This window comes from Citrobacter youngae, assembly GCF_003818115.1.
GTDB classification, from domain to species: Bacteria; Pseudomonadota; Gammaproteobacteria; order Enterobacterales; family Enterobacteriaceae; genus Citrobacter; species Citrobacter youngae.
The window spans coordinates 113,641-126,270 of sequence record NZ_RPOI01000004.1; the positions used below are offsets into that span (position 1 = coordinate 113,641).

The 12,630-nt window shown below is 51.9% G+C and carries 10 protein-coding genes; 3 read left to right on the top strand and 7 right to left on the bottom strand.

The annotated features are described in order from the left end of the window. The first annotated feature begins 77 nt into the window (after positions 1 to 77). On the top strand, positions 78 to 1,121 hold the full coding sequence (locus EHN13_RS02875; RefSeq protein ID WP_061068477.1) for an aminopeptidase: 1,044 nt from the start codon (positions 78 to 80) through the stop codon (positions 1,119 to 1,121). 44 nt (positions 1,122 to 1,165) lie between these two features. Here the strand turns inward: EHN13_RS02875 and cysH are convergent, their stop codons facing one another. From cysH to cysJ, 3 genes are all read right to left on the bottom strand, one after another. Continuing rightward, complete coding sequence (gene cysH, locus EHN13_RS02880) at positions 1,166 to 1,900, bottom strand: phosphoadenosine phosphosulfate reductase (RefSeq protein ID WP_048213065.1); 735 nt, start codon at positions 1,898 to 1,900, stop codon at positions 1,166 to 1,168. Positions 1,901 to 2,001: 101 nt separating this feature from the next. After that, a complete protein-coding gene (cysI, locus tag EHN13_RS02890; RefSeq protein ID WP_124020849.1) occupies positions 2,002 to 3,714 on the bottom strand; it encodes an assimilatory sulfite reductase (NADPH) hemoprotein subunit in 1,713 nt (570 codons plus the stop codon). After that, the gene (cysJ, locus tag EHN13_RS02895) at positions 3,714 to 5,513 is read right to left on the bottom strand and encodes an NADPH-dependent assimilatory sulfite reductase flavoprotein subunit (protein ID WP_124020850.1); all 1,800 of its coding nucleotides are present in this window, start codon (positions 5,511 to 5,513) and stop codon (positions 3,714 to 3,716) included. Before cysJ ends, cysI begins: the two co-directional genes overlap by 1 nt. Positions 5,514 to 5,818: 305 nt before the next feature. Here cysJ and queD point away from each other — a divergent pair, with 305 nt between their 5' ends. Then, on the top strand, positions 5,819 to 6,181 hold the full coding sequence (gene queD, locus EHN13_RS02900; RefSeq protein WP_048213068.1) for a 6-carboxytetrahydropterin synthase QueD: 363 nt from the start codon (positions 5,819 to 5,821) through the stop codon (positions 6,179 to 6,181). A 96-nt stretch (positions 6,182 to 6,277) separates the two neighbouring features. On the opposite strand, the gene queE is transcribed toward queD, so the two are convergent. Beyond that, entirely contained in the window at positions 6,278 to 6,949 is a 672-nt protein-coding gene (queE, locus tag EHN13_RS02905) for a 7-carboxy-7-deazaguanine synthase QueE (RefSeq protein ID WP_048213069.1), read from the bottom strand. Positions 6,950 to 7,378: 429 nt separating this feature from the next. On the opposite strand from queE, the gene EHN13_RS02910 reads away from it, so the two are divergent. Continuing rightward, entirely contained in the window at positions 7,379 to 8,488 is a 1,110-nt protein-coding gene (locus EHN13_RS02910; RefSeq protein ID WP_115601559.1) for an SDR family oxidoreductase, read from the top strand. 69 nt (positions 8,489 to 8,557) lie between these two features. Here EHN13_RS02910 and eno read toward each other — a convergent pair whose 3' ends face one another. From eno to mazG, 3 genes are all read right to left on the bottom strand, one after another. Then, on the bottom strand, positions 8,558 to 9,856 hold the full coding sequence (gene eno, locus EHN13_RS02915; protein WP_003034129.1) for a phosphopyruvate hydratase: 1,299 nt from the start codon (positions 9,854 to 9,856) through the stop codon (positions 8,558 to 8,560). An 86-nt stretch (positions 9,857 to 9,942) separates the two neighbouring features. Then, a complete protein-coding gene (pyrG, locus tag EHN13_RS02920) occupies positions 9,943 to 11,580 on the bottom strand; it encodes a glutamine hydrolyzing CTP synthase (RefSeq protein ID WP_005130912.1) in 1,638 nt (545 codons plus the stop codon). Positions 11,581 to 11,804: 224 nt separating this feature from the next. Continuing rightward, on the bottom strand, positions 11,805 to 12,596 hold the full coding sequence (mazG, locus tag EHN13_RS02925; RefSeq protein WP_048213071.1) for a nucleoside triphosphate pyrophosphohydrolase: 792 nt from the start codon (positions 12,594 to 12,596) through the stop codon (positions 11,805 to 11,807). Positions 12,597 to 12,630: the final 34 nt, after the last annotated feature.

A 12,630-nucleotide genomic window follows, 5' to 3' on the forward strand; every position in this document is an offset into this window, starting at 1 on the left:
CAAATGAAATTGTTTTACCTCGATCACAGTTTCATACTAGCGGCTGAAAATTTCTGCTTGGTATTTAAGGACTCATTATGTTTTCCGCAACGCGCCACCTTATTGCTGCCATGGCGCTCGGCGCGTGTTTTATCCTTCCTGCACAGGCAACATCCTCCAGACCTGGAGATATCGCAAATACTCAGGCCCGATATATCGCAACATTCTTCCCTGGCCGCGTGACGGGCTCTCCGGCAGAAATGCTATCTGCTGATTATTTACGTCAGCAATTTCAGCAGATGGGCTATCGCAGTGATATTCGGACGTTTAATAGCCGTTATGTTTATACCGCCAAAGACAACCGTAAGAACTGGCATAACGTTACGGGCAGCACCGTCATTGCAGCGCATGAAGGCAAAGCGCCGCAGCAGATTATTATCATGGCGCACCTCGACACTTACGCCGCGCTGAGCGATGCCGATTCCGATGCTAATCTGGGCGGATTAACCTTACAGGGCATCGACGATAACGCCGCAGGTTTGGGTGTCATGCTGGAATTGGCTGAAAAACTTAAAAATGTGCCGACACAGTACGGCATTCGGTTTATCGCCACCAGCGGCGAGGAAGAAGGCAAACTCGGCGCAGAAAATATCCTCAAGCGCATGAGTGCGGCTGAGAAGAAAAATACGCTGCTGGTTATCAACCTCGATAACCTGATCGTCGGGGATAAGCTCTACTTCAATAGTGGGAAAAGAACCCCGGAAGCCGTACGAAAACTGACGCGCGACCGGGCGCTGGCAATTGCACACAGCCGCGGTATCGTCGCCAGTACCAACCCGGGCCTGAACAAAGACTATCCGAAAGGAACCGGATGTTGTAACGATGCCGAGGTCTTCGACAAAGCGGGAATCGCCGTGCTCTCGGTAGAAGCAACCAACTGGAACCTGGGTAAAAAAGACGGCTATCAGCAACGCGCTAAAACCGCCTCTTTCCCCGCAGGTAACAGCTGGCACGACGTGCGTCTGGACAACCAGCAGCATATTGATAAAGCGCTTCCAGGCCGGATTGAACATCGCAGCCGCGACGTCGTACGCATCATGCTGCCGCTGGTAAAAGAACTGGCGAAAGCAGGTAAATCCTGAAGAAGAAGCCCGGTAAAATGTAAACGTTACCGGGCTTTTAGCCGTTACCCTTCGTGCAGCCCGCACTCTCTTTTCAGCCCAAAGAACCGCGTCTCTTCTTCCGCCATCCCCGGCTCCCATTTGCGGGTGGTATGGGTATCGCCGACTGACAGATAGCCTTGATCCCACAGTGGATGATACTTCAGACCGTGTTTTTGCAGATACTGGTATACCGTACGGTTGTCCCAGTCGATAATCGGCAGCACTTTAAATACGCCACGCTGAATAGCCAATACCGGTAAATGTGCACGGCTACCGGACTGTTCGCGGCGCAGACCCGCAAACCAGGTTTGTACATTCAGTTCTTTCAGCGCCCGGTTCATGGGTTCGACTTTGTTGATGTCATTGTATTTCTCAATGCCTTCGACGCCCTGTTCCCACAGCTTACCGTAGCGTGCCTCCTGCCAGGCGGCGCTCTCTTTCGCGCGATAAACCTGGAGATTCAGCTTGAGTTTGTCCGTTAACTCGTCAATAAACTGGTAGGTTTCCGGGAACAGATAACCGGTATCGGTCAGGATCACCGGGATATCCGGGCGAACCTGGTTCACCAGATGCAGGCTGACCGCCGCCTGAATACCGAAGCTTGATGACAGAACATATTCGCCGGGCAGGTTTTCCAGCGCCCACGCCACACGATCCTCGGCACTCAGTTTTTCCAGTTCGGCGTTGGTTTCTGCCAGTGCTAATACGCGTTCGACTTTCGGCAGTTCATTCAGCGTGTTTAGATCGAGTTTGGACATAAGTTCCTCGCTGTATGCCTTGCCTGATGGCGCTGCGCTTATCAGGCCTACCGTCTGCGTAGGCCTGATAAGGCATTTATGCCGCCATCCGGCAATTCATGTTATTCCCAGAAATCACGCGCTGGATCGAGCACCGGGCGAATGATGCCCGCACGCACCGTAAAGTCGCCGAAGCCTTCACCCGCTTCACGCTCTTTCGCCCAGCGCCCAACCAGTTCGTCAACGGCGTCGAGAATTTCCGATTCCGTAATGTTTTCGCGATACATACGCGGAATACGTGTTCCCATGCGGTTACCGCCCAGGTGCACGTTGTAGCGCCCCGGCGCTTTGCCCACCAGCCCCAGCTCGGCCAGCATTGCGCGGCCACAGCCGTTCGGGCATCCCGTCACACGCATCACGATATGCTCGTCAGGAATGCCGTGTTTTTCCAGAATCGCTTCCACTTTGTCGGTGAACGACGGCAGGAAACGCTCGGCTTCGGCCATCGCCAGCGGACAGGTCGGGAACGACACGCAGGCCATCGAGTTTTCACGCTGCGGTTTCACCGAATTCATCAGCCCATGATCGCGCGCCAGCTTCTCTACCTTCGCTTTCTGGCTTTCCGGTACACCGGCAATAATCAGGTTCTGGTTAGCGGTAATACGGAAATCGCCTTTGTGGATCTTCGCGATCTCCAGCAGGCCGGTTTTCAGCGGACGGCCCGGGTAATCCAGAATACGGCCATTTTCAATAAACAGCGTCAGATGCCAGTTATTGTCGATCCCTTTCACCCAACCAATCCTGTCGCCACGACCGGTGAACTCGTATGGGCGGATCGGCTCAAATTTGATCCCCGCACGACGCTCCACTTCCTCTTTGAACGTGTCGATACCAACGCGTTCAAGGGTGTATTTGGTTTTAGCGTTTTTACGGTCGGTACGGTTGCCCCAGTCACGCTGCGTCGTCACCACCGCTTCCGCCACCGCCAGCGTGTGTTCAAGCGGCAGATAGCCAAATTCGCTCGCCGTACGGGCGTAGGTTTTCTTATTGCCATGCTCAATCGACAAACCACCGCCGACCAGCAGGTTAAAGCCTACCAGCTTGCCGTTTTCGGCAATCGCCACGAAATTCATATCGTTGGCGTGCAGATCGATATCGTTCTGCGGCGGGATGACGACTGTGGTTTTAAACTTACGCGGCAGATAGGTCGCCCCGAGGATCGGTTCTTCGTCGGTGGTCGCGACTTTTTCCTGATCGAGCCAGATCTCCGCATAAGCGCGGGTGCGCGGCAGCAGATGTTCAGAAATTTTCTTCGCCCACTCGTAGGCTTCGGCGTGCAGCTGCGATTCATACGGGTTGGAGGTGCACAGCACGTTACGGTTCATGTCGTTGGCGGTCGCCAGTGCGTCCAGCCCCACCGAATGCAGCATCTGATGCACCGGCTTCACGTTCTTCTTCAGAATGCCATGGAACTGAAAGGTCTGACGGTTGGTCAGACGAATACTGCCGTAAATGGTGTTATCAGCGGCAAATTTGTCGATGGCCTTCCACTGGGTTGGGGTGATCACCCCGCCCGGCAGACGGCAGCGCAGCAGCATCGCGTGGCGCGGCTCCAGCTTCTGCTCGGCACGTTCGGCGCGAATATCGCGGTCGTCCTGCTGGTACATGCCGTGGAAACGGATCAGCAGGAAGTTATCGCCATGGAAGCCGCCGGTCAGGCCGTCGTTCAGGTCTTCCGCGATGGTGCCGCGCAGGAAATTACTTTCACGCTTCATGCGCTCGGCGTCAGTCAGTTTGCCTTCGACCACTAAAGGCCCTGGGTATTTTTCGCTCATTAGTAGACATCTCGCTGATAACGGCGCTCAACGCGCAGCTCACTTAAAAATTCATCCGCCGCTTCGATGTCCATTGCACCGAATTCAGCAATCACTTCCAGCAATGCCTGCTCAACGTCTTTCGCCATGCGATTAGCGTCGCCGCAGACATAAATGTGGGCACCGTCATTGATCCAGCGCCACAGTTCCGCGCCCTGTTGGCGCAGTTTGTCTTGTACGTAGATTTTTTCTTTTTGGTCACGCGACCAGGCGAGATCGATCCGGCTCAACACGCCCTCTTTGACGTAGCGCTGCCATTCCACCTGATACAGGAAATCCTCGGTAAAGTGCGGGTTGCCGAAGAACAACCAGTTTTTACCTTCTGCGCCATCGGCAGCACGCTGCTGCATAAAGGCACGGAACGGTGCGATACCGGTACCCGGGCCAATCATGATAACCGGCGTCTGCGGGTTCGCCGGCAGGCGGAAGTTATCGTTATGTTCGATGAAGACGCGAACTTCGCCTTCTTCTTCCACACGATCGGCGAGGAAGCTGGAGGCACCACCGGCGCGGGCGCGGCCTTCAATGTCGTAACGCACGACGCCAACAGTCACGTGCACTTCACTTTCGACTTCCGCCTGGGAGGAAGCAATGGAGTACAGACGCGGGGTCAGCGGGCGCAGAAGATCAACTAACGCCTGAGCGTCCAGTTGTGCCGGGGAGAAACGCACCATATCGACGATTGGCGTGGTGGCGGCGTAATGCTGCAACTGCGCTTTATCGCCCACCAGCGGCAGCAGCGATTCACTGCGCGTCAGCGTGGCGTAGTTTTCCACGATATTGGCGGTGTTGACCGTCAGCTCAAAGTGCCACTGTAAGGCTTCTGCCAGCGGCAGCGTTTTGCCATTAACCGTGACCGGTTCATCACCCTTCAGCCACAGCAGCTCTGCCAGCTCTTTGACCAACGCGGGATCGTTCTGATACCACACGCCCAGCGCGTCGCCCGGCTGGTAGCGCAGGCCGGAATCGCCGAGATCGATTTCGATATGGCGCACATCTTTTAGCGAGTCGCGACCGGTGATTTTCTGATTCACCGCAAGTGACGCCGCCAGCGGCGCTTCTTTGGTGTACGGGCTGGTGTGTACTTCGTTTACCGCACCACTCGCAGCAACTTGCACAGACGGTGCAGCCGGCGCACGCGCTTTCAGAACCTCAACCAGACGCTCACGCCACTGCGCGGCAGCGGCCTGGTATTCGACATCAGCATCCACCCGATCCAGCAGGCGCTCGCCACCCAGTTCAGCCAGCCTGCTGTCGAAATCTTTCCCCGCCTTGCAGAAGAACTCATAGGAGGTATCGCCCAAACCAAACACGGCAAAAGCGGTGTTCTCAAGCTTCGGCGCTTTTTTCGAAAACAGGAATTTATGCAGCGCCACGGCTTCTTCCGCCGGCTCACCTTCCCCTTGCGTCGACGCCACCACGATCAGTAATTTTTCATTGGCGATTTGTTTGAATTTATAGTCGCCAGCGTTGATCAGAGTAACGTTGAGCTTCGCAGCGATCAAATCATCGCGCAGGGCTTCCGCCACACGACGCGCATTACCGGTTTGCGAGGCGGAGATAAGCGTAATACCGGGCATTTCAGCAGCAGGCGCAGGGGCCGCCGCATTGCTGCCAGGCTGCTGATTCAGCACGCCCCAGAAATAGCCAGAAACCCACGCGAGCTGTGCGGGAGTGAAGTCAGTCGTGGCTGCCTGAAGGCGTGCCAGTTGCTCCGGATTTAGCGGTAGCAAAGCGGAAGGTGGGGCCTGTGTCGTCATGCGTTGTCATGTTCCAGTAAGCAAAGCGGATTTCAGCAATAAAACCCAAACTGAAGATAAGGTTAACGGCGGGGATAGTAACAATTAAAGAAGGGATAGAAATAACAAATAACCAAATGGACTAACCTGTTTTAGTTATAGTCATTAACGACAAAAACGATTTAATAACTATATGATATATAAATAGTTATCAAACATTAACAGCGTAAATATGACGTTCTGATGCTTAGCGCCCTTTTAACTAATGATAAAAATTGTACTTTACGGTACCCTACGGCGGTTTTTCGCATTCTTGAGAGTAAAAAATGTCCACCACCTTGTTTAAAGATTTCACCTTCGAAGCCGCTCACCGCCTGCCGCATGTACCAGAAGGGCATAAATGTGGCCGCCTGCATGGTCACTCATTTATGGTGCGTCTTGAAATTACCGGTGAAGTCGATCCGCATACCGGTTGGATCATGGATTTTTCTGAGTTAAAAGCGGCGTTTAAGCCGACCTACGACAGACTCGATCACTACTATCTGAACGATATTCCGGGCCTCGAAAACCCAACCAGTGAAGTGCTGGCAAAATGGATTTGGGAGCAGGTTAAACCGGTGGTTCCACTGCTGAGCGCAGTAATGGTAAAAGAAACCTGCACAGCAGGCTGCGTGTATCGCGGCGAGTGATCCCGACCTTGCCGGATGGCGACGCACCGCGACTGATCCCGGCCTACCTTATTAGCAAGCGTAGGCCGGACAAGCGAAGCGCCCCGGCAAAACTTATCAGGCAATATTCAGATATTTGTGGGTTTGCATCGACAAACGCCAGTTACGCGCAATACAGGTATCAATACACAAACGCGTCGCATCTTCTTTCTGACTGATTGGCTGTAGAGCGATGATGCGTGGTTTTTCGTCGCTCAACGTGGCCAACAGTTCATCCAGTGCTTCAATATCGCGAACGCGACCAACCGGATGTTTGATTTCATTCGCGCGCTCCAGTGCCTGCGACAGCACATCATAACCGCCGCGCATATTTACCTTCGGCGATACGGTCACCCAGGTATTCGGCGTACAGCGCACTTCATGGGTGCCGCTGGTTTCAATCTGGCAGCTAAAGCCGTTCTTTTCCAGCAGGTCAGTCAACGGCATCAGATCATGAATGCAGGGCTCACCACCGGTTATCACCACATGACGGGCGGTATAGCCCTGACGCTGAATAACAGCCAGCAGATCTTCACTGCTCGCCGCACCCCATTTATCACTCTCTTTCGTCTTAGCCAGGATGCTGTACAGGGAGACTTCCCGATCCTCAAGCTTATCCCAGGTGTGTTTGGTATCGCACCAGGCACAGCCAACCGGGCATCCCTGTAAACGAATAAAAATGGCGGGGACGCCGGTAAAGTAACCCTCACCTTGCAGGGTCTGGAACATCTCGTTAATCGGGTACTGCATAGTCATCTCTGTTTAGGGTTATGGACGCGTATTATTGCAGATTTGCACGCTCAGGTCTTGCCCCCGGCTGCGCTGTCCCCTGAGTTAAAAATCATGAAACATGATCTCGTGTTTGCACCTGCAATGATCGAAGAGCTGTGATCTAATTTCATAGCTGTTCAGGCAGCGTTTTGATGTAACAAAATATTATTGATAATAACCTTATAAAAATAGTATAAATATTTTAAAAGTAAAATATTTCAAGCATGTACAAACGGAAACATGAAATTATGAATTTATTAGCATCACGCATAGTCAAATTCGATCCGCGGTATCTTTTTATATTAGAATAGGCTTAAGAAACCTAAACTTACGCTAATTTTCCATTTAATCTCCGTTTAATTATCCGCGCCTAGAATCCAGTCAACCACCCCTAATGAGACTGCATTCATGAATACACTATTAATTACTGGCGCAACCGGTTTTTTGGGCGGAGCCGTTTTAGAAAACATTCTGAATCAGACAAATGGATTTAATCTGCTGCTTTTAGTTCGTGCCAGTAATGATGTATCTGCGCTGGAACGGATAAAGGAAAATCTGCGCAAATTCAATATTGCAGAAGAAAAATTGGCAACACTTAGCCCGCGGAATATCCTGTTGGGTGATTTAGTAGAACCTGAAGCGTTTCTTAACGACCCGCGTCTGGGCCAGGTTACTCATGTCATCAATTGCGCCGCCGTCGCCTCTTTTGGCAACAACCCGCTTATCTGGAAAGTCAATGTCGAAGGAACGCTGAAGTTCGCCCGGAGAATGGCCTGTGTCGGCAGCCTGCAGCGTTTTCTTCACGTTGGTACAGCAATGTCATGCTCCCCAGACCCCGATTCACTGGTGGCCGAAAGTGCAGAGTTTCGCGAGCGTGCTGAGCATCTGGTTGAGTATACGCACTCTAAATCCACGATAGAACGTCTGATACAACAGGAATGCCCAACATTACCACTGGTTATCGCGCGGCCTTCGATCGTTGTTGGCCATACTCATCACGGCTGTAAACCCTCCAGCAGTATTTTCTGGGTATTCAGCATGGGTCTGATGCTACAAAAATTTATGTGTTCGATGGAAGACCGTATTGACGTGATCCCGGTTGATTATTGCGCCGATGCATTGCTGATGTTACTGAGCAGTCCACTTGCTCGCGGTGAAGTGGTGCACATCTCAGCAGGAGAAGAAAATAGCGTGAGGTTTGCAGATATTGATAACGCGATGGCATCTGCGCTGGAACAAGCTCCCGTCGGCAATAAATACGCACAGGTCAGCTATGAAACGCTGGTCCAAATGCGCCGTGAACTGAAGAATATTTTTGGCCCCTGCAACGAACGACTAATGCTGAAAGCCATGCGTCTTTACGGCGCGTTCGCAACGCTGAACGTGCGATTCAGCAATGATAAGCTGCTCAGCATGGGGATGCCGAAGCCGCCGCGTTTTACCGATTACATTGAGCGCTGTGTACAGACGACACGTGGGCTGACTATTCCACAGCAAATGGCAGTGGACTTTAAATAGGTTGCTATTGTGCAGGCAAAAAAATGCCAGCCCGAAGGCTGGCATTTTTAAATCAGAGAAAGAACAGGATTACGCCTGACCTTTGATCTCTTTACGACCGTTGTACGGAGCTTGTTCACCCAGAGCTTCTTCGATACGAATCAGCTGGTTGTACTTAGCAACGCGGTCAGAACGGCTCATAGAACCTGTTTTGATCTGGCCTGCAGCGGTACCAACAGCCAGGTCAGCGATGGTAGCGTCTTCAGTTTCGCCAGAACGGTGAGAGATGACAGCGGTGTAGCCAGCGTCTTTCGCCATTTTGATCGCAGCCAGAGTTTCGGTCAGAGAACCGATCTGGTTGAATTTGATCAGGATGGAGTTAACGATGCCTTTTTCGATGCCTTCTTTCAGGATCTTGGTGTTGGTTACGAACAGGTCGTCACCAACCAGCTGGATTTTATCGCCCAGTACTTTAGTCTGGTATGCGAAACCGTCCCAGTCAGACTCGTCCAGACCATCTTCGATGGACACGATCGGGTACTGTTTGGTCAGTTCTTCCAGGAAATGAGTGAATTCTTCGGAGGTGAATGCTTTGTTGCCTTCGCCAGCCAGAACGTATTTACCGTCTTTGTAGAATTCAGACGCTGCACAGTCCATCGCCAGAGTGATGTCTTTGCCCAGCTCGTAGCCAGCTGCTTTAACCGCTTCAGCGATTACCGCCAGAGCTTCAGCGTTGGAACCCAGGTTCGGCGCATAGCCGCCTTCGTCACCCACTGCAGTGTTCATACCTTTGGCTTTCAGAACTTTAGCCAGGTTGTGGAACACTTCAGAACCCATACGTACAGCTTCTTTCAGGGTTTTAGCGCCAACAGGCTGAATCATGAATTCCTGGATGTCGACGTTGTTGTCAGCGTGCTCACCACCGTTGATGATGTTCATCATCGGAACCGGCATGGAGTATTTGCCCGGAGTGCCGTTCAGTTCAGCGATGTGTGCATACAGCGGCAGGCCTTTAGCAGCAGCTGCTGCTTTGGCGTTCGCCAGGGACACAGCCAGGATGGCGTTTGCACCGAAGTTGGATTTGTTTTCAGTACCGTCCAGATCGATCATGATCTTGTCGATGCCAGCCTGATCTTTAGCATCTTTACCCAGCAGAGCCTGAGCAATCGGGCCGTTAACAGCTGCAACAGCTTTCAGTACGCCTTTACCCATGAAGCGGGATTTGTCGCCATCGCGCAGTTCCAGTGCTTCGCGGGAACCAGTAGAAGCACCTGACGGAGCTGCTGCCATACCAACGAAACCACCTTCCAGGTGTACTTCGGCTTCAACAGTCGGGTTACCACGGGAGTCGATGATTTCACGACCGATGATTTTAACGATTTTGGACATTAGGTTTTCCTCAGTACAAGTTAAACTAAAACTCCAGACAAACAATGCACCCTGATGGGTGCATTGCCGTTCTAACTTTTTACTTCTTACTTCGCCTGACGCTTCTGATGTTCACTGGCGGCTTTCACAAAGCCGGCGAACAGCGGGTGTCCATCACGTGGCGTGGAAGTAAATTCCGGGTGGAACTGACAGGCCACGAACCACGGATGATTCGGTACCTCAATGATCTCGACCAACTGATCATCACCGGAACGGCCTGCAACACGCAGACCCGCAGCTTCAATCTGTTTCAACAGCATATTGTTGACTTCGTAGCGGTGGCGATGGCGTTCAACAATTGTCGGCGTACCGTACAGTTGACGAACCAGACTCTCATCGCTCAGCTGACACTGTTGCGCACCAAGACGCATTGTGCCACCCAGATCGCTCTTCTCGGTACGGACTTCGACGTTGCCGTCTTCATCACGCCATTCAGTAATCAGGGCCACCACCGGGTACTTACAGTCTGGCACAAATTCTGTGGAGTTGGCGTTGTCCATTCCCACGACGTTACGAGCAAACTCAATCAACGCAACCTGCATACCCAGGCAAATGCCCAGATAAGGAATATTGTTCTCACGCGCAAAGCGCGCTGTCGCGATTTTACCTTCAACACCACGGTAGCCGAAGCCGCCAGGAATCAGGATTGCATCAAGACCTTTCAGGATCTCAACGCCGCGCGTTTCGACATCTTGCGAATCAATCAGCTTGATGTTGACGGTGACACGATTCTTCAAGCCACCGTGCTTCAGCGCTTCGATAACTGACTTATAGGCATCCGGCAGTTCAATGTACTTGCCGACCATACCAATAGTCACTTCGCCTGCCGGATTCGCTTCTTCGTAGATAACCTGTTCCCATTCTGACAGATTCGCTTCCGGACAGTTCAAGCTGAATCGTTTACAAATATAATCGTCAAGGCCCTGAGATTTCAACAGGCCCGGAATTTTATAGATGGAATCGACATCTTTCAGAGAAATCACCGCTTTTTCCGGAACGTTACAGAACAATGCAATTTTCGCACGTTCATTAGCCGGAACTGCGCGATCGGAGCGACAAATCAGGATATCTGGCTGAATACCGATAGAAAGCAGCTCTTTTACCGAGTGCTGAGTCGGTTTAGTTTTGACTTCACCTGCCGCCGCCATGTACGGAACCAGCGTCAGATGCATAAACAACGTGTGCTCACGGCCAATTTCTACGGCCATCTGGCGAATCGCTTCAAGGAACGGCAGAGATTCGATATCGCCAACGGTTCCGCCGATTTCAACCAGAACAACATCATGACCTTCGCCGCCTTCCAGAACGCGTTCTTTAATGGCATTCGTGATGTGCGGGATAACCTGAACGGTCGCGCCCAGGTAGTCGCCACGGCGTTCTTTACGCAGAACGTCGGAGTAGATACGACCGGTGGTGAAGTTGTTACGGCGGCTCATTTTCGTACGAATGAAACGCTCATAGTGACCCAGGTCCAGGTCGGTTTCAGCGCCGTCTTCGGTAACGAACACTTCCCCGTGTTGGATAGGGCTCATAGTACCTGGATCGACGTTGATGTACGGATCCAGTTTCATCATGGTTACATTGAGGCCACGGGCTTCAAGAATGGCTGCCAGGGAGGCTGCGGCAATGCCTTTTCCCAGAGAGGATACGACCCCGCCGGTCACAAAAATATAGTTCGTTGTCATGCTGGACCTGAGAAGTTAGGGTGAAACGATGGAATTACCAAGACGGGAAAGTAGTATACCCGAACATGACGAGCGCCACAAACTTTCATTATTCCTCCTCTTCACCAGGCTCACATTAACATCGGGAGTGAGAAAATAGCCCCTTTGGGGTAAATGTTTTTGACGTAAATCAAGCGCTTGTTATTTAAAAAATCACACAAATCGCCCTTGACCGACGAAATCCCTTAGAGATCAATTTCCTGTCGTTTTACCTGTTGCCAGACTTCTTCCATTGTTTCCAGATCAACACCTGTCATTTCCAGACCGCGGGCAGCCACAATTCGCTCAACCTCACGAAAACGGCGCTCGAATTTTTCATTCGCTTTCTGCAAAGCAGTCTCTGCTTTAGTGCCTAAATGACGGGCCATATTGACCGTGGCAAACAGCAGGTCGCCCATTTCCTCCTCCAGTTTAGCCTGGTCAACTACAGCCTGCTTCGCCTCGAACATGACTTCGTCAATCTCTTCGTAAACCTTGTCGACAACCGGCCCTAATGTTTTCCAGTCGAAGCCAACATTTGAGCAACGTTTCTGGATTTTCTGGGCGCGCATTAGCGCCGGTAAACTACGGGGAATATCGTCCAGCGCGGAATGCTGTGACTTCTCGGCACGTTCTTCTGTTTTGATTTGCTCCCAACGGGTTAGCACCTCGGTGCTGTTACTGGCAGAAACATCTGCGAAAACATGCGGGTGGCGGCGTTCAAGCTTATCGCTTATCGCAGCACAGATATCATCAAAGTTGAAGCGCCCTTCTTCCTGTGCCATCTGGGCGTAAAACACCACCTGGAACAACAGATCGCCTAATTCACCACGCAGATCGTCGAAGTCTTCGCGCGCAATGGCATCAAGTACTTCATAGGTTTCTTCGAGGGTGTAAGGGGCAATAGTGGCGAATGTCTGCTCTTTATCCCACGGACAACCGTTTTCCGGGTCGCGCAGGCGCTGCATAATACCGAGCAGTCGATCGATTTGGTTCATTGGAATATCCTGAAATTTCAATATGGCAGGCCGG